Genomic DNA, 18,667 nt, shown 5'->3' on the forward strand with positions numbered 1-18,667 from the left:
GCAATCACATAATCGGCGAGCGCCCACTCGTCCTCGTTCCCGAAGCCGAATCCGGTCAAGACGACCGGGAAATCATGGGCCCGGCCCGCTTCGACGTCCGACTTGCGGTCACCGACCATGACGTACTTCGCCTCTCCGTGGCGCAGGCGGTGCGCCGTCAAAATATCGGCCTTCTTCTCGCCGCCAACCGATTCGAGACATTCAGGTGCCGTCATGAACTGACGGATGCCTTGCGTATCGAGGATCAAGTTCATATAGTGAACGCCACAGTTGCTTGCCGTCGTCAACGTATGCCCGTTCGCACGAAGCGTCTCGAGCATATTGTAGATGCCGTCAAACAAGACGTTTTGTCCCTCCATCGCTTGCTCGAGCGTCTCGTGACGAAGTTTGCGGATGAGACGGATTTCTTCACGCGTCGCCTCCGGGATGACGTGCTCCCAAAAGGCGTCACCAGCCAAACCGTAGCCAGACCGGACCGCGTCCTCACTCGGCTTTTCAAGATGCGGAAGCTGTTCGAGCGCCTCGTGAATCGCTTTCGTCATCGGAACGGTCGTGTCGACGAGCGTCCCATCGATATCAAATAAAATGACTGCCATGTCGGTATCCCCTCTCTTTTTCCTATTCTCCTACCGTAGCAGACTCGCTTCCAAATCAAAAGTAGAAACATCAGCCCACAAAAAAAACGGCTGAACGAAATCGTTCAACCGGTTGTTGCTCAGCCGCGCCAGAAGCTCATGCCGCCTTTGACCGAGTAGACGTCTGTATAGCCCGCACTCTTCAGCATCGCCGCTGCCCGCTGGCTCCGCATCCCGCTTTGACAGATGACGTAAACGGGACGTTCTTTATCTTTTGGGTATTGTGCTGCCGCGTTACCGAACCCTGAGAGCGGTACGTTTTTCGCTTGTTTAATGTGCCCGCCTTTATATTCGTGCGGCTCCCGCACATCGAGCAGTTGAATGTTGCGCTCTTCCGCAATCTTTCGCTTCAACTCGTCCGTCGATACTGTTTTCGTGCTGTTTCGCTTCGTCCACCAAAAATAAATCAATCCGATCACCACTGCGACAAACAAAAAATCAAGCATGGGCACGCCTCCGTTGTTTAAAAGTTTTAGTATCTCCATTATACCCCCTATGGTATATAAGTCAATGTGGACGCCTCATAAAAAAAGCCATGCCACGAGGGCACAGCTTAGAAATCGAGCAGCGAATCGGTTTTAGGTTCGTCCTCATCCTCTAGAGGGATGCCGAGGAATGCGGCCATTTGCCGGTCTAACGGTTGCTTCGGCTCCGCCGAGACGACAGGTGCCTGTGCGACCGGTGCGGCGGGAGTCGCCTCCGCCAACATGAGCTCACAGTAACCCATCAACTTGGCCAGATGGCGCTTTTGCGTCTCTCCACTCGACTGTTCGATTTGACTCATCACGTGTTTCATTTGCGCGATGACTTGTTGCTCAGTGATCATAGGTCGAACACATCCTTTTCCCTCTCATTTTGAAACAAACCTGTCCCTCGCCGCAAGTGTCTTGCTCGGCTCAGTCGGATTCAGACCGTGTCTCGACCCATGATGTGAACGCCTCGAAATCGAAACGGACTTGATTGGCATAAAAACGAGCCCAGCGTGAGATTTGACGCACGAACAACGGCAGCGCGTCCCCGATGGCTTCCGCAATCTGTTCGCTCGCCTCATACTCGAGAACGTTCGCGTCCGCATCGGCCCGGGCATGGATTTTCGCCGTGATTTCGGCTTGGACTTTTAACGTTTCGATCAGCGACGACTCGTTCTTGATGTGCTTCGCCTTCACTTTCCGTTTGTAGGGTGAACGTTGTCGCACATAATACTCGTTGCCGTCGATTGTGAAGTAACCGAGATACGGGTCTTGGCTATGCACCATGGCACGTTGGGCAGCGATGACCCGCGCACCTTCATGGGATAGGCCGTCCTCGAACAACGGATGGGTCGGCAAAAACAAGGACGGGACGGCCGACTGCGCTTGCTTCATCTCTAAGATGACGTCCTCGTCATGTTCCTCATCGGCCCCCTCGATTAAGATATAGTACCGTTCGAGCCCGATCGAGGCCGTCCCGCTCTCGCGTTTGATAGCGATGTCTTTGATATCGTAGTGATCGGCGTGATGGCGATGCTCTCCCGACAACGAGTTCAAATACTCAGGCCACGCCTGTTTGATTTTCATCGCCGTCTTCTCGCTGACCGGGATTAAGTCGTCGCTCGTCGCGAAGTAACGCTCTTCGTCCCGGACCTCGGTCCGTTCCGACATGAACGCGTCTTGCTTCTTCTCTGCCTTCTTGATCACTTTTTTGATGGCTTTAGACGTATTCGCTTTCGTGAACTGCACTTCTTCGTCTTTCCCTTTCGCGTACCGTCTGATAGCGAGCGCATACGTCTCGGCGTACACTTCAATCGCTTCGTTGGAGTCGAAGCCCGATTCGGCGGCGAACAAGTCGACAGAAATGGCCATTCTAAGCACATCGAACAAATACGAACCGAGGTATGCCTCATCAAAGTCGTTCACATCATAAATGATCGTCCCGGCCCCGTCTCCGAACACCCCAAAGTTTTCAAAGTGAAGATCCCCTTGAATGAACGTCGGATAGGCCTCGCTCGTGTCGAAAGCGAGCGGCACTTTCGCAAAATCGTAATAGAACAAGTGCGAGCTTCCGCGAAAGAACGAGAACGGGCTCGTACTCATCTTGTCGTACTTTTCACGTCGCGCCGTTTCGGTCAAGTTCCGGATCGAATGATCGTAATAATCTAGAACCGTCGCGATCGTATCACGGCGAATTTGTTGTTTGACGGATGTGAACATGGCTGTCTCCCCTTCATGCGTCGAATAGATGTTTGTATTCCCCGTATCCCGCAGACTCGAGCTCTTCTTTCGGGATGAATCGGAGCGAAGCCGAATTGATACAGTAGCGTAAACCGCCGAGTTCTTTCGGACCATCGTCAAATAGGTGACCGAGGTGACTGTCGGCATGCTTCGAGCGCACTTCCGTCCGGACCATGTGGTGCGTCGTATCCATGTTCACATCGAGCCGCTTCTCTTCGATTGGCCGAGCGAAGCTTGGCCAGCCACAGTTCGACTGGAACTTGTCGCGAGAAGTGAACAGCGGCGTGCCATCGATCACATCGACGTACAACCCTTCCCGTTCTTCATCCCAATACTCGTTTTGAAACGGCGGTTCGGTCCCGTTCTCTTGCGTGACTTTGAACTGCAACGGCGTCAGACGGTCTTTCAGTTCTTGTTTTTGTTTCTTGTCGCTCCACGCCTCTTTTACGAACTTGGCGCGACCCGAGCCGACCCGGTACATCTCGTAGCGGAACGGATTTTTCTTATAGTAGTCTTGATGATAGTCCTCGGCTTCCCAAAACGTCTTGGCCGGACGGATCTCGACTTCGATCGGACGTTCGAACCGTCCCGAATTCTCGACTTCTTGCTTCGAACGTTCGGCCGCGTCCCGTTGTTCTTCCGAATGATAGAAAATGGCCGGTCGATACGATTCGCCGCGGTCGTTGAACTGTCCACCCCCATCTGTCGGGTCGATTTGTCGCCAGTAGATCCGAAGCAGCTCATCATATGAGATGACCTCCGGGTCGAACGTCACTTCGATCGCCTCTAGATGACCCGTCGTCTCCGAGCAGACTTGTTGATAAGTCGGATTGTCGACGTGTCCACCGGTATAACCCGATATTACGCCTTCAACCCCTTCGTATTTATGAAACGGTTTGACCATGCACCAAAAACAGCCTCCCGCAAATGTAGCTTTTGCCATAATGAATCCCTCCTTACTATGTAGTGTACCCAAAAAAGCACGCCGACAACAAAAAACGAGAACTCTAAACGTGTTCTCGTCTTCAGTCTTCGACCCGGTTCATATGGCGCATCACTAAAAATAAAATCACACCGACGATCGCTGCCCCGAGTATGGTCAACACCAGGTTGTTTCGTGCCGATAATGTGTAAAAGATGGCTAACCCGATTAAGATGAGCGCGATCGGAATAAACGCTCGTTTAAAATGATCCCAATAACGCACGGACAGTCCCCCTTTGTCTCTATCATACCAAACTTTTTTGCTATTATAGAGAGGAAGATACAATCACGGCCAGAAGGAGGACCCATCCATGGATTTTGACCAGTTATGGGCGAACCGCCCGACTTTGTTGTGGGAAGACCGGCTGAACGAAGGCGACGACGTCTATACGCTGTCGGCGATCCTCGCTGTCGACGCCGCGCTTAGACGTTATACGAGCGCGTTGGTACATTCCGACGGCACAGAATCCTCGATCCTATCGGCAGTCCGCGATGTCGTCCTGCGTTTGAACGGCCTCGACGAAGAACACGACCATTTTATCGAGACGCTCGAGCGTGAAGAACTGTACGACTTCATCAGTGCCGGTGCAGCCATCGCCGGGTATGAGACCGATGAAGACATCACGGAAGAATGGCGTGAGTGGTAACAGCTTGACGATTCATCGCGATCCAAAGTTATCATACTTGAATGAATGATTTCTATCTCGTACAAGGGGACACGTGTATGCTCACCATCATCAACTCTTTTTTCATCAACCTTTGTATTCTGTTCACCCTGTTCACCATCTCGTTCTTGCCGTTTCGTAACCAGCCTCGAATTACGCCGCAGTCGTTTTTAAAGTTGCGTATCCTGCTCGGTATCCAGAGCGGTGTCATCGCCTTGATTTTGCTCGCGAACGCGCTTCATCTCGAAAAAATATTGATTGATCTTCGTGCCATCCCGATTATGCTCGCCGTTTTGTTCGGCGGTTGGGTGAGCGGTGTCGTCGCCGGTATATTGTTTCTCATCGGTCGTTTTTTCATGATAACGGATGGCGAATACGTCGGATTTTACTTAGCTATCGCGACGATGGTCGCACTCGTCTTGCCGACGAGTCTGTTGCGGCTCAAGCTCAACAACACCCGTAACACGCTCCTTGTCTTCACGACAATCAGCGTCGCCGCGTTCGGGTCGGCGCTCTACTATGCCCTCCCGCTCGAACTGTTCTATCCCATTTTATTCGTCTATATCGTTATGATCTATGCCGGGGCCTGTGCCGCTTATCGCCTGCTCCAAGAGCTGAGACGCCACTTTGAGAACGTTCAGCATCAGCAGCAACTGGCCCGTACCGACGGTTTGACCGGCATCGCCAACCGCCGTCTGTTGAACGAGGCGATGGCCAACTTGACCGTCGAGACGGGAGAGTACGCCCTCATCCTTGTCGATATCGATCACTTCAAACGCGTCAACGACACGTACGGTCATGATGTCGGGGACGACGTACTACGCGAGCTCGGCATGTTGCTCGTCACCGAGAGTGAAGACCGACATCTCGTCGGCCGCTTCGGAGGTGAAGAATTTCTGATCATCATGCGGAACGCCAAAAAGGAAGAAGTGACCCGTCTCGCCGAATCTATACGAGAAAAAGTCTCGATGTCCCCCTTTGAGACGAGTGCAGGTACGCTTCACATCACGGTCTCGCTCGGGGCCTGCCATTCGAACGATATCGAAGTCGACAGCGTCTTGAAGCATGCCGACGAAGCGTTATACCACGCAAAAGAATCTGGACGAAACCGTTTCATTTTGGCTTCATGAAGCCGATGACGTTCTCAAAACTTTACTAACTTTGACAGTTTTCCCGCTTTACTTTCAACTAGCGAATCGGTACACTAGGCTAGACTTTGATTAGACTAACTATCATTAATCATAGATTTGACTAGAAAAAGGGGAAACACATTTCATGACAGTATTGTTATCGCTATTCGGTTTGATGTTCGTGGGATCGTTCATCCTCGACTATAAACGTGGCAAGACGTTCCGACAGTCGCTCTTTGGGGGAGTCGACACAATCAAACAGAACTTACTCATCTTTTTACGCACGTCCCTTTCGATGATGATTTTCATCGGGCCGCTCCTGCTTATGTCCATGTTTGCCTTCTCAAAACTTGTGACGTTCGAGACGGTAGCCGCCTTTATGATCGCCGTGCTTAGCATCGGCTTCGCCGAACGCATCATCGGGATGATTGTCGCTCCGCTCGTTCGGACGTTTTGGCATCAACGCGGCAAACTGATGCCGCTCTATCTCGATGCCGGACTCTATGTCTTCTTGCTGTCGATTCTCATCTTGGAGTTTCTCATGAACATCCCAGGTGTCGAATTGAACGCACCGGCAGTCGCTGTATTTTACGCGTTCGCCTTGTTCTACATCCGTTATTTGTTCAGTTTGATCCGCTTTACACTTAGTAAGGGCGTCCCGTCAAACTGAATCGACTCGTACGACCTCGACCGCAGACATCCCGTCTGCGGTTTATTTTTATTTTTCTAATTGACAATGAGAATCGTTATCACTTATACTCGAGTTGTAGCTGCCACAGCTGGACGTAACCGTTCCCCAAACTTGTTACGGCCCGTGGATTCCCCTCCACGACACTCTTTTTGAAAGCATTGCGACAACCCCCATTTGTTGCACCCAGATTTGCCATAAAAAAACGAGCGGCTCTCCGACGGAGCCGCTCGTTTTTTTCGTTCAGGCGAACACATCTTGTTCGACTTGTTTCAACTCATAAAACATGCCGCGGGCACGCATCAAGTCGTCGTATGATCCTGACTCGATGATGCGACCTGCTTCCATGACGATGATTTGGTCGAAGCGTTCGAGCCCGGTCAGACGATGGCTAACCATGACGAGTGTCGCCTCGTCCGCCTTCCGGAAAATTTCAGCGAACACATCGGATTCGGTCCGCGCGTCTAACGCCGACGTCGCTTCATCTAAAATCCAGAGCAACCCGTTCTTCAACAACGCCCGGGCGATGGCGAGCCGTTGCCGTTCCCCTCCTGACAAGTTCGCCCCTTTCTCGAGCATTGGCTCATCGAGTGCGAAACCGAGGCGGACGCTTCGCAGCGCCAGCTCCATCTCGTCATCGGAGAAGTCTCCGGCAAGGGCCAAGTTGTCTCGGACGGTACCGAAAAAGAAGTGGTTCTCTTGCATGACGACACTCGCTTGAGACCAGACCGATGTTTGTGTGACCTCATTCAAGCGCTGACCGTCGATTCGTACTTCGCCTGTCTCTGGCCTTACAAACGCGAGCAACAGTTGCAGGAGCGTCGACTTGCCAGACCCGCTCGGGCCGACGATCACGGTCTTCGATCCGCGCGGTAACGTCACATCAACTGTGTCTAGGACGGCACGGAACGTATCCGGATAGCGGTAACTTACACGTTCAAACGAAATGTCAGGCGCCGTCTGAAGCGCTATGTCGTCACGAGCCGCTTCTACCGCCACGAGGTGATCACTTGGTTCGACGACCTCGAGCAAGCGGTTTGCCGCTTGTTTACTATCGGCGTAGTGACCCGGGAAGACCGCCATCGGTGTTACGTTCTCAAACGCGGTCAATGACATCATGACGAGCATGGCCAAGAACAGGCCGTTCAGTTCGCCATCGACGACGAGGTAGGCACCGATTGCGAGCACGCCCCACGACACGAGCAGTGACGCAGCGACGACGAGCGACGAGTTGAAGAACTGGTTCGTCACGTCTTGGCGCTGTGCGGCGGCGTAACGATCGCTTCGAGCGAGCAAGTCGTCACGGGTCTGGCCGAGCTGGTCGTGCAACAATAGATCGCGGTACCCGTACATCATCTCGGTCACCCCGCTCGACAAGTCGCCGCGCAAGGCCCGAATTTCCTGGTCATGCTTCGCTCGGATGCCGGCAAACAAGATCGGAATCAAAAAGCCGGTCACGAACACCCCGAACACGAGCCAAAGGCTGACCGTCATCGAGAAGAACGTTACGAAGAAGATCGTGCTCAAGAAGACGAGCACTAAGATGATTGGCGGATAAAATACCCGCAAAAAGTAGTTTTGAAGGCTTTCGACGTCTCCGACGACACGGGCGAGCAAGTCCCCGCTCCGGTATTTGGCGAAGATGTTCGGCACGAGCGGTTCGAGCTGGCGATAAAACCGGACGCGCAGTTCGCTTAAAATCGTGAACGTCGCCCGGTGTGACGCCAAGCGTTCGCGGTAGCGGCTCCCCGCCCGAATGACGCCGAACAGCTTGATCAGGACGACCGGCACCATGAGCGCATAGAGGGGCGGCACAAGGCCGGCCCGCGACACGAGATATCCACTCGCCGCGAACAATGCGACAGCCGCTAGGCCCGCTGTATAACCGAAGAAGATCGAGAGGATGATATCCTTTTTCTCTTTCATCATCCATTTTGTGATCGTCCAAAGTGAGTTCATCCTCTCACCCCTTTCTGTAGCGTGAACAAGTCTTCGTAGGCCGGGACAGCCAGTAACTGTTCATGCGTCCCGCTCGCGACGAGGTTCCCCTCGTCCATGAACCAAATCGCGTCCGCTTGCTTGATCGTATGGAGACGGTGCGCGACCGTGACAAGCGTCGCGTCACGCGACAACTCCTCGATCGAGCGTCGAACGATTCTCTCGGTCATCAAATCGAGACCGGTCGTCGGTTCATCGAACAAGATGATACCTGGACGTTTCAAGAAGGCACGGGCCAGGGCGAGACGTTGCCGCTCACCACCGGACAGTCCGTAACCACCTTCTCCGAGCTCGGTATTCAACCCGTCCGGCAAATTGGCGATGACATCGACGAGGCCGGCGGCTTCAGCCGCCCGCATGATGTCGGTCTCGTCCGCCGTCTCACCGAGGGCGATATTAGCGGCGAGACTGCCGGCGAACAAATACGGGTTTTGCGAAATATACCCGATTGTCCCGTACCAAGACGTATTGGTGAACGATTCGAGCGGCTCCCCGTCGACGAGGACGCGGCCACTGTCCGGTTTCACAAGACCGGACAGCACGTTCAACACGGTCGTCTTGCCTGATCCGCTCGCGCCGACCAAGGCGACGTGTGACCGTGCCGGGATGACCCCGCTCAGCGGGTGGAGCGTGAAGCGACCCCCTTCATATTGGAACGAGACCGCATCGAGCACGAGTTCGGGCGTCCGGTTTGTTAGCGGTCTGTCTCCCCATTCGATACGATCGTCCGGGGCGTCGAGCGCCTCGAAGATGCGATCGGCCGCACCCATGCTGCCACGCCCCGTATGGAAGGCGCTGCCGAGGTCTTTGATCGCTAAATAGTATTCCGGGGCCAAGACAAGAATCAAGAAGCCGGCGAAAAACGTCAAGTTTTGCCAAACGACCATCTGGAGCGCCACTTCTAAAGCGACGACGCCAGTGCTGAGCATCGAGATGAACTCGAGCATGAGCCCTGACAAGAAAGCGGTCTTTAAGACGACCATCGTCGCATCCCTGAAGTCGAGACTGCTCTTCTCGATCGCTTGCGCTTCTTGCTCGGCACGTCCGTATAGCTTGAGTGTCGTCAATCCTTGAAGGACGTCTAAAAATTTCCCCGAGAACTGGTTCATTTTCTCCATCTGCTCTTCAGACTTCTTCTGGGTCGCGATACCGATGATGATGAAAAAGATTGGAATGAACGGCGCGGTCACCATCATGATGACACCTGAGATCCAGTGCTGACTGAAGACTACGACGAGAATGAGCAGCGGGATGATCGACGTCTGGATGACTTGGGGCCAGTACTGGCTAAAGTAAGCATCGACCTCATCGACCGCATCCATATAGACACTGACTTTCTTCCCGGACTGTCCGGATAGAGACGTCTCGATCGGATTCGATGTGTAGCGGTCGAGCAGTTGACGTCGAAGCGTCCGCTTCGCCCGCTCCGACAAGTTGGCACCGATACGTCCCGAGACATACCCGAACAAGGCACGTGCGAGCAATGCGAGCACGAGCCAACCTAGAGATGGGATGACACTTTGGAACGATTCGTTTTTTAAAAATACTCGGTCGACGACGTCGACGATCAAATAAGCCTGAGCCAAGATGGACAACCCGATCATCACCGCGGCGATGACGAGCCCGACGATATGTCCTTTCTCGGCCAAAGCGAGAGCTTGCAGTCGTTTCACTGCGTTCATCCTTTCTAAACGTGCATGACAATTTTTCTTTGTGATGATTCTCACTAATTATAACTGATGTAAGGGTCCATAGCGAACGCTTCGCTTATCGAGACGTGCAAAAAAACGCCACGAATGCAGCGTGGCGTCAGTGTGTCGCTTGTTCGAAATATTCAGGGTGCAACGTCACGAGTTGACGGGCGTCGAACTGGAGAATGTCTTCTTTTCGCAGTCGCGATAAGATGTGGGACACGGTCTCGCGCGATGTCCCCGACAGTCTCGAGATTTCAACTGTCGTGAACGGACAACGTACGCGCACACCGTCGGCTTCTTTTTCTCCGAGGTCTTCAATCAAGTAATGGATTGTATTGATCACTCGGTCGCTCGCACTCGGCGTGATGATTTCCTGAACACGGCGTTCGTGAAGGTCAAGGATTCGATTCATCTGACTGACGATATGCAAGAGCATCGTCGCATTTCTTGAGACGAGCGCTTCAAAGCGATCTGTCGGCATATAAATGACTTCAATATCGGTCAGCGCTTCCGCCGAATGTTGGTAATATGTTTCCGTCAACAGTCCCCGGTACGGAAACAGCTGCTTCGGCTTCAAGTAGTCGGTGTATTGATGGGTCGCCGTTTCATTGCACCGCTCGAGCTTCACATACCCACTGATTAAAAAGTAGACGCGCTCACGCGGGTCGCCTTCCATGAATAAAAGCTGCCCTTTGCGGTACGTCCGACAGTATACGTGCGGTAGCAAGCTCTCTAGCTCGCGGCTCGTGCATTTATTGAAGATATCGAGTTGTCTTAAATCGTCGACTATCCATTGCTGTCTCATGATCAATCCCTCGCTTCCCGAACTGTTCATCTTTCTTTTAGTATACGAGATTCAACTTACGAAAACGCTTACAAATTCCGACGGTTTTCTGACAAGACAAAAGAGGGGTTGCCCCCTCTCCTCAGTCGAGCATCAATTCCATGATCGCATCTTGCAAATCGCGTTCGAGTTCGAGCGCATGGAGATCAAACAGCCACGCTTCGAGTCTCGTCTTCGACGCCGCCATCCGGTAGAGGCGGTCTTTCAAATCGTAAGATATCTCGGCGCGGTCAATGAAGCGGTATAAGCGCTCCAGTCGATGACTGTTGTTCGTCACCTCGACAGGGAGCGACACCGTCACTTCCTCATCAATTTTACCGAGTTCGAGTCGTAACGTCTGCGTCTCCGGTTTATACTCGCCCGAACCGGTCACCCCGCGTACGAGTAATGTGACGGTCCGGTCTGACGGTAAGACGGACGTGTCGCCCGTGACATGAACGTGCAGGCTGCGCTCGTCCCAGTCGAGGGTGAACGTCGTCTCGGCGTAAGCCCCGGTCTCATAAGCCCGATCGGTCCCGTTATCCTCATACAGCGTGAACCTGTTCGATGCACCTGGGAAGACGACGACTTCGAGATCGGTCGGGTTGTCGGTGTCGTTGCGTCCAGAGCGATGAGCGGCCAGCGGGACGATCGCTCCAGCTTTCGCGAACACGGCCTGCTCGTCAAGTCCACGGAATATACGGATCGACTTGTCGCCTGAGTAACGATGACCTGTAAAGAAGTCGAACCAATCGCCTTTCGGCAGCCAGACGTTCGTCGCCGCGACGTGAAGCCGCTTGTTCATCGGCTCGACGATCGGTGATACGACGAGTTCACTGCCGAAGTAGTATTCATTCGGCACGCCATACGCCGCTTCTTCGTCGGGATGATCGTAATACATCGGGAGGATGAGCGGGAGCGCATCCTGATGATTACGCCGGTTCATCGTGTACAAATACGGGATGAGTTGGTGGCGGAGTCGTAAAAACGACTTCATCGACCGTTCGGACTCGAGACCGAAGCGCCACGGCTCTTTGCCGTTAAAGATACTGAACGTCGAATGCAAGCGCATGATCGGGCTGAACACCCCGAACGCGACCCAGCGCGCGGCGAGCTCATCGTCTTTCGACCCTCGGTAATGCCCGCCGATGTCGTGGCTCCACCAACCGTAACCGATATTCGACGCCGTCGCCGTGAAGTAAGGCTGAAACGCAAGCGATGCCCAAGAGATGAGCGTATCTCCCGAGAAACCGACAGGATAGCGATGGCTGCCCGGTCCGGCATAACGCGAGAAGATCAGCGGACGATTTCCGTCCCGGGAAATATCGGCCGCATGATAATGGTTTAACATCCACATCGGGTCGAGCCCTTCCATTTTCGATGTCGACCCTTGCTGCCAATCGATCCACCAAAAATCGACGCCGTCTACCTCGTGCGGATGATGCATCTGTTCAAAATACGCTTGGATGAAGCGTTTATCAGAGAAATCGAACGGGATGCGATCTCCGTTCGACGGGTCGAGCCCCATCGCTTCGGCCATCGCCACGTATTGGTCTTCGAACGCCCGGACCCCGTCGGCTGGGTGCAAGTTCAGCGTGACGAGCAGGTTCTCTTCTTTCAACCACGTCAAGAAGCCTTTTGGGTCCGGGAACAGATTCTTGTTCCATGAGTAGCCGGTCCAGCCGCTCCCGTACTCTTCAGGAACGTCGGTGACGTGCCAGTCCATATCGATGACGCTGACCGAGAACGGGATGTCTTCCTCTTTAAACCGGCGCATGAGGCCTTTGTACTCGGTCTCGTCATAGCGCCAGTAGCGGCTCCACCAGTTGCCTAGTGCTTTTCGCGGCAACATCGGCGTCGGACCTGTCAGCTTATAAAAATCGTGAAGCGCTTGCTTGTATTCGTGCCCGTAGCCGAAGTAGTACAAATCATGGATGCCTTTTCGTCTCGGCTCGACGAAACGGTCGTCTGTCATGAGAAATGAGTCCGAGTCGTCGATGACCGCATAGCCTTGCTTGGAGACGATCCCCTCCCCGAGCTCGGTCGCTCCGTCGACATGGTCAAGCGTTCGGGCCGTCCCTTTCAGTGTCCGTTCCGGGCCGTTGAACGTGTAGCGGCTATAATACGTACTAAAGTTCCCTTTCACGTCGACGTAGAGCGTGTTCGGCGCAAACGGTCCTTTCGTATAATACAAATGAACGTGATCGGTGATGATTTGCAGTTCACTCTCGTCCTCGATGATCCGGAAGTCAGGGACGTCATAGTCCCGGTTCCACACGACTTGGGTCGGTCGGTCTTCGAACACACCGTCCTCGGCGTACTCCATCCGGATCAACTGGCTCGTCAATACTGTGAAGCGATAGCAGCTCCCTTGGACGACGGCACGTTCATCTGCAAGTGGCTTCATTTGCTGTGTGTATACGTTCTCCTGTTCAAATAGACGCATAAGTTCGAGCGTTGCCGCTCTTCGTCACATCCTTCCCCCATATTAGTGCAACCGTTTACACAGATGATGATAGCAATGTCAGGTTTGACATACAACACCCCTTCCCCTTGTTCACGGTTCAAAAACGGCCAGTCCGCGTTATGCACAGAAAAAACCGTAGACGAGATGTCTACGGCGTTGATCATTGTTGGAGCGTGGCAGCGAGCCGGACTCTCGTCCCAACGTCTCCTCGGACAGCAGCGTGCGCCTGCTCGAGCGACGTGATGACGGATACGCGTCCATGGCCTGACTCGGCAAACTGCAAGGCGGCCCGAACTTTCGGTAACATGCTGCCCGGTGCGAACTGACCTTCGGCGATATACGTCTCGAGTTGCTCGTTTGTCGTTTCGGTTAACGCGGCTTCCTCGGTCGTCCCGAAATTGACGTAGACGTGCTCGACGGCCGTCAAGATGAGCAACATGTCCGCTTCGACGAGTTCCGCGAGCTTCGCGGCGGCAAAGTCTTTATCGATGACCGCCTCGACCCCGACGTATCCGTTTGGCGTGTCGATGACGGGAATTCCGCCGCCGCCGGACGCGACGACGATGTGGCCGTTGTCGACGAGGTCACGGATGACTGAATGCTCACAAATCGCTGTCGGGTACGGACTTGGCACGACGCGGCGGTAACCGCGGCCCGCATCTTCTTTGAACACATGACCTGTCGACCGTTCGAGTGCCGTCGCTTCCGCTTCTGAATAGAAGGGACCAATCGGCTTTGTCGGGTGACTGAAGGCACTGTCGTTTGGATCGACGACACACCGCGTCACGATCGGGGCGACGGAACGTTCGAGGCCATGCGACCGAAGCGCCTTCGTGAGGGCGTTCTCGAACCAATACCCGATCATCCCTTGCGTCATCGCTCCACAGACGTCGAGCGGCATCGCCGGCGTCGACGCACTGTCCGCGGCCGCTTGTTGCAAAATCAAGTTTCCAACTTGCGGGCCGTTCCCGTGCGTGATGATGACGTCGACGCCTTCTTCGATAAGGGCGACCAACGACTGGGCCGTCGCCTCGACGGCCCGAATTTGAGCGCCCGCCGTCGCATCTTTTCCTTGTTGAATCGCATTCCCGCCTAAGGCGATGACTACTCGTTTGTTACGCATGCTCGATTCCCCCGATCATATGACTGAGATGTTGCCTGATACAATCCGTACGACTGCCAAGATCGCGAGTCCGGTCAAGATGCCGGCCACGATCCATTCGGTTTTCGTCAACGTTTTAATTCCGTTCTCACGCTGTGCTTTAACATAGAGCAGCGTCCCTGGTGCATACAGAAGTGTCGTGAGTAGCAAATAATCGATCCCAGCCGCATAGATCAACCAGATCCCGTAAATCGAGGCGACCGCACCGATAATAAGGTCACGTGTCCGACGTTCGCCAACGTTATAGCCGAGACCGTTTTTGGCGACTTTGACTTGGTAGAACGCCGAGAACGCATACGGGATCAAGATGGCGCTCGAAGCGAGTGAGAACGCAAAGTTATAAGCAGCGTCTGAGAACAAGAAGGTGAACAGGAACAACTGAATCAAACCGTTCGTGAGCCAGAGCGCATTGGCCGGTGCGTTATTTTTATTCTCTTTCGTGAACCATTTCGGGAAGACGCCGTCTTTACCGGCGACAAATGGGATTTCCGCCGCAAGCAACGTCCATCCAAGCCAAGCACCGAGTACCGAGATGACGAGGCCCCCGTTGATCAGCATCGCGCCCCACGGTCCGACAGCCGATTCGAGCAAATACGCCATCGCCGGTTGCGAAGCGTTCGCCACGCTCTCAGGGTTCAACAATCCGAGTGACATGATCGAGATGAGCAAGTAAATGACGAGCGTGCCGAGTAAGCCGATGACGGTCGCTTTCCCGACGTCCGAGCGCTTACGGGCCCGGCCCGATAAGACGACCGCCCCTTCGACACCGATGAATACCCAAAGCGTGACGAGCATCGTCGACACGACTTGGTCTCTCACACTGCCCCATGAGAAGCCGCCTTGGCCCCAAAAGTCGAACGTGAAGTTATCGATATTGAAGAAGAACAAGGTGATGGTGATAAAGGCAAAAATCGGAACGAGTTTCGCAATCGTCGTGATGATGTTGATCATCGATGCTTCGTGGATACCTCGTAAAATCAACGAGTGTACGAGCCAGAGCATGATGGAGGCGCCGATAATCGAGGCGATGTTTTGACCACCTTCAAAGATTGGGAAAAAGTAACCGACCGAGCTGAACAATAATGTGGCGTAGGCGACGTTACCGAGCCAAGCGGATAACCAATAGCCCCACGCCGAGTTGAAGCCGACGAACTGGCCAAAGCCGGCGCGAGCGTAACTGTATACCCCGCCGTCTAGGTCAGGGCGACGCATCGTCAAGTTCTGAAAACTGAGACCGAGCGTGATAATCCCGATACCGGTAATGACCCATCCAATCAAAATAGCTCCGGCGTTCGCGCCTTGGGCCAAATCGGCCGCCAAGTTGAAGGCGCCCCCTCCAATCATCGAACCGACGACGAGGGCTGTCAGTGCACCAAGACCTAACCGTTGATCTTTTTTGCCAGGACTCGCCCCAGCCGAACCACTTGAGTCATGATCTAATTTAGTAGACATATAACTCATCCCTTTCGTTTAGTACGAATGAGGAGGACATGCCTCCTCGTTCGTCAGCGTTCGAGCCATTCAAACGTATCGGTGAGTGTCGCCGCCATGACGGCTTTGATCGTGTGCATCCGATTTTCCGCCTGATCGAACACGTATGAATGGCGGCTGCGGAACACCTCGTCGGTCACTTCCATCTCTTTCAGACCATATTGTTCATGAATCGCTCGCCCGACCTCGGTCTCTAAATCGTGGAACGCCGGCAGGCAATGCAGAAACATGACGTCTTTATTTCCGGTCTTCTCGACCATGTCCATATTCACTTGGTACGGATGAAGGAGCTTGATCCGCTCTTCATATTCAGCTTCTTCGCCCATCGATACCCACACATCGGTATAGATGACGTCCGCATCGGCGACAGCTTCGTCGATGCTCTCCGTCAAGGTGATGCGTGCTCCCGTTTCGGTTGCGACCGAACGCGCGTAATCGACGACCTCGTCAGACGGCCAGAGCGATTTCGGCGCACAGATTCGCATGTCCATGCCGACTTTGGCACCACCAATCAACAGCGTGTTGCCCATATTGTTGCGTCCATCTCCAACGTAGACGAAACGAATGCCAGCCAAATCACCTTTTTGTTCTTTGACGGTCAAGAAGTCGGCCAAAATTTGCGTCGGATGATACAAGTCCGTCAAACCGTTCCAAACTGGGACCCCGCCATCCCGTGCAAGACCTTCCACCGTTTCGTGAGCGAAGCCACGGAATTGGATGCCGTCGAACATGCGTCCAAGCACGATCGCCGTATCACGGACCGATTCTTTTTTCCCGAACTGGATATCCGATTTCCCGAGGTATTCAGGATGCATGCCGAGGTCGATTGCCGCAACGGTGAACGCACAGCGCGTCCGTGTCGACGGTTTTTCAAACAAGAGCGCCACGTTCTTGCCTTCACAAATCCGGTGGGGAATCCCTTGTTTCTTTTGACGTTTGAACGCTGCCGACAAGTCGATCAAGTAGTTCAGTTCGTCCCGCGAAAACTCGTTAAGCGATAAGAAATGACGACCTTTCAAATCAAAGTTGAACGTTGTGGACATGTGTTTCTCCTCCTCGTTAAATATCTTCACGGATAATCGGACAACTCATACAACGTGGGCCTCCACGGCCTCGTGATAACTCACTCGACATGATTTCGATGACTTCGACCCCTTCTGAACGGAGCAGCTCGTTCGAAACATAGTTCCGGTCATACGTAACGACGACACCCGGGGCGATTGCGAGCGTGTTCGACCCATCGTTCCATTGCTCGCGCGCCGCAGCGATTGGGTCGCCCCCACCACATGGGATCAACACGATTTCCTCTAGACCGAGAGCTGATTTCAACACTTTCAACAAATCAGTGTGTTGCGTGATGTGTAGCTCACCTTCTGCGTTCAACGTCAGTTCGAAGATGTTCATCTTGCCGCCCGGTCCTTGAATGAACGGATGGATCGTGAACTTATCGTGGTCGACCATCGTGAAGACGGTATCAAGGTGCATGAACGCACGCGACTTCGGAATCTCGATGGCGATGACTTTCTTGAACGTGCCTCCGTTCGCGAGCAAGTTGAGGGCGACGCGCTCGATTCCTTGGGCGGTCGTCCGTTCCGATATCCCGATGGCGACGACTTCCTTTGATAGGACGAGTTCGTCCCCGCCTTCCATCGCGAACCGGTAATCACGATCCGACCAGATCGGGATGTCGTGCTTCGCAAAGCGCGGATGATATCTCATAATATATTGTGTGAACAGTGATTCGCGGCGACGCGCCGGTTCTTTCATGCGATTGATCGACAAGCCGTTCCCAATCGCCGCGGCCGGGTCGCGCGTAAAGTACAGGTTCGGCATCGGGTCGAGAAAGAACGGATACGTGTCCTCGATCATCTCGTGCAGATGACGGCGCTTTTCGCGCTTGATCTCGGTTTTACGGATGCCGGCCATGACCGTCTCGATCAACTGTTCGTTATCATAAGCGAGTAAATACTCTTTGAGCGTCTCGTATGATCCGTTAATATTTGATTTTGATTCCGAAAGAATGTCGGCGACGAATCGTTCACGTACGCCAGGCAGCGATAACGTCTCTGCCATCAAGTTTTCTAAATAGAGCACCTCGACGCCCCGGTTTTGCAGCACGCTCGCAAAGTAGTCGTGCTCTTTTTGAATGACCGGCAAATGTGGAATGTCGTCGAACAGGAGTCGTTCCAAATACTCCGGCGTCAAATTCTCAAGTTCGCGTCCTGGACGCTTCAATAGCACAGTCTTTAGTTCACCAATTTCTGAATACACGTGAATCGGATGTTTCAGCGTCGTATCCCGTGCGGTCAATTGATCCGTCATCGATATCATCTCGCTTCCTCCTAGTGATTCGGGTGTGTTTCTACCCTTACATTATCAACTTACCCGATTCCGAGGCGGGTAATTCCGACGTTCTGATTGTGGTCGATTCCACAAAAAAATGGATACAATATGAGTCAAATTGAATGAACAAACGGTTGTGAATCAATGAATAAGGAGAGGGCGACGGTTGGGATGTATACACGATGTATGAATTGTGAATAAAATCCATTATTTTTTCTTTTCAAATTAAGGTACGATAACGACAGGATACGAAAAATGACTTAAGAAAAGGAAGTGAGTCGATGGCCATCGAACGTACAGAACGCGCGCGTCATGAAGCCCAAGTGACAGCCCTCATCCAAAAAGGGGATCCGGTCGATTTCCGCGACGTGTTTTTAAC

Annotated in this window: 17 protein-coding genes; 3 read left to right on the top strand and 14 right to left on the bottom strand. The window is 53.4% G+C overall.

Annotated elements, in window-relative coordinates:
- The 6 genes from A6395_RS06945 to A6395_RS06970 form a co-directional block, all read right to left on the bottom strand.
- On the bottom strand, positions 1 to 596 hold a 596-nt coding region (locus A6395_RS06945), incomplete at its 3' end, for an HAD family hydrolase (protein WP_071398481.1).
- Positions 597 to 715: 119 nt separating this feature from the next.
- On the bottom strand, positions 716 to 1,081 hold the full coding sequence (locus tag A6395_RS06950; protein WP_070329175.1) for a rhodanese-like domain-containing protein: 366 nt from the start codon (positions 1,079 to 1,081) through the stop codon (positions 716 to 718).
- Positions 1,082 to 1,188: 107 nt separating this feature from the next.
- Complete coding sequence (locus A6395_RS06955) at positions 1,189 to 1,461, bottom strand: DUF5327 family protein (RefSeq protein WP_070329143.1); 273 nt, start codon at positions 1,459 to 1,461, stop codon at positions 1,189 to 1,191.
- Between the two features lie 70 nt (positions 1,462 to 1,531).
- A complete protein-coding gene (locus tag A6395_RS06960) occupies positions 1,532 to 2,824 on the bottom strand; it encodes a DUF2252 domain-containing protein (RefSeq protein ID WP_071398482.1) in 1,293 nt (430 codons plus the stop codon).
- A 13-nt stretch (positions 2,825 to 2,837) separates the two neighbouring features.
- Entirely contained in the window at positions 2,838 to 3,788 is a 951-nt protein-coding gene (gene msrA, locus A6395_RS06965; RefSeq protein ID WP_071398483.1) for a peptide-methionine (S)-S-oxide reductase MsrA, read from the bottom strand.
- Positions 3,789 to 3,870: 82 nt separating this feature from the next.
- The gene (locus A6395_RS06970) at positions 3,871 to 4,050 is read right to left on the bottom strand and encodes a hypothetical protein (RefSeq protein ID WP_016510109.1); all 180 of its coding nucleotides are present in this window, start codon (positions 4,048 to 4,050) and stop codon (positions 3,871 to 3,873) included.
- 88 nt (positions 4,051 to 4,138) lie between these two features.
- On the opposite strand from A6395_RS06970, the gene A6395_RS06975 reads away from it, so the two are divergent.
- The 3 genes from A6395_RS06975 to A6395_RS06985 all read left to right on the top strand — a co-directional run bounded on the left by A6395_RS06975 (position 4,139) and on the right by A6395_RS06985 (position 6,292).
- Positions 4,139 to 4,474, top strand: a complete 336-nt coding sequence (locus A6395_RS06975; protein ID WP_071398484.1) for a hypothetical protein — start codon at positions 4,139 to 4,141, stop codon at positions 4,472 to 4,474.
- Positions 4,475 to 4,551: 77 nt separating this feature from the next.
- Positions 4,552 to 5,622, top strand: coding sequence for a GGDEF domain-containing protein (locus A6395_RS06980; protein WP_071398485.1), 1,071 nt, complete (start codon positions 4,552 to 4,554; stop codon positions 5,620 to 5,622).
- A 145-nt stretch (positions 5,623 to 5,767) separates the two neighbouring features.
- Complete coding sequence (locus A6395_RS06985; RefSeq protein ID WP_071398486.1) at positions 5,768 to 6,292, top strand: hypothetical protein; 525 nt, start codon at positions 5,768 to 5,770, stop codon at positions 6,290 to 6,292.
- Between the two features lie 261 nt (positions 6,293 to 6,553).
- Here A6395_RS06985 and cydC read toward each other — a convergent pair whose 3' ends face one another.
- The 8 genes from cydC to arcA all read right to left on the bottom strand — a co-directional run bounded on the left by cydC (position 6,554) and on the right by arcA (position 18,234).
- Positions 6,554 to 8,269, bottom strand: a complete 1,716-nt coding sequence (cydC, locus tag A6395_RS06990) for a thiol reductant ABC exporter subunit CydC (protein ID WP_071398487.1) — start codon at positions 8,267 to 8,269, stop codon at positions 6,554 to 6,556.
- Positions 8,266 to 9,990, bottom strand: a complete 1,725-nt coding sequence (gene cydD, locus A6395_RS06995; RefSeq protein WP_071398488.1) for a thiol reductant ABC exporter subunit CydD — start codon at positions 9,988 to 9,990, stop codon at positions 8,266 to 8,268. Before cydD ends, cydC begins: the two co-directional genes overlap by 4 nt.
- Positions 9,991 to 10,117: 127 nt before the next feature.
- Entirely contained in the window at positions 10,118 to 10,807 is a 690-nt protein-coding gene (locus A6395_RS07000; protein WP_071398492.1) for a Crp/Fnr family transcriptional regulator, read from the bottom strand.
- A 121-nt stretch (positions 10,808 to 10,928) separates the two neighbouring features.
- Entirely contained in the window at positions 10,929 to 13,271 is a 2,343-nt protein-coding gene (locus A6395_RS07005) for a glycoside hydrolase family 31 protein (RefSeq protein ID WP_071398489.1), read from the bottom strand.
- A 181-nt stretch (positions 13,272 to 13,452) separates the two neighbouring features.
- Positions 13,453 to 14,415 (bottom strand): carbamate kinase, encoded by a 963-nt coding sequence (gene arcC / locus A6395_RS07010; protein WP_071398490.1) that lies wholly within the window; start codon positions 14,413 to 14,415, stop codon positions 13,453 to 13,455.
- Between the two features lie 15 nt (positions 14,416 to 14,430).
- Entirely contained in the window at positions 14,431 to 15,906 is a 1,476-nt protein-coding gene (gene arcD / locus A6395_RS07015) for an arginine-ornithine antiporter (protein ID WP_071398493.1), read from the bottom strand.
- A gap of 53 nt (positions 15,907 to 15,959) precedes the next feature.
- A complete protein-coding gene (gene argF / locus A6395_RS07020) occupies positions 15,960 to 16,988 on the bottom strand; it encodes an ornithine carbamoyltransferase (protein ID WP_071398491.1) in 1,029 nt (342 codons plus the stop codon).
- A gap of 16 nt (positions 16,989 to 17,004) precedes the next feature.
- On the bottom strand, positions 17,005 to 18,234 hold the full coding sequence (gene arcA, locus A6395_RS07025; RefSeq protein ID WP_070329178.1) for an arginine deiminase: 1,230 nt from the start codon (positions 18,232 to 18,234) through the stop codon (positions 17,005 to 17,007).
- Positions 18,235 to 18,667: the final 433 nt, after the last annotated feature.

Origin of the sequence: Exiguobacterium sp. SH31, from assembly GCF_001816105.1 — a bacterium.
Classification (GTDB): domain Bacteria; phylum Bacillota; class Bacilli; order Exiguobacteriales; family Exiguobacteriaceae; genus Exiguobacterium; species Exiguobacterium aurantiacum_A.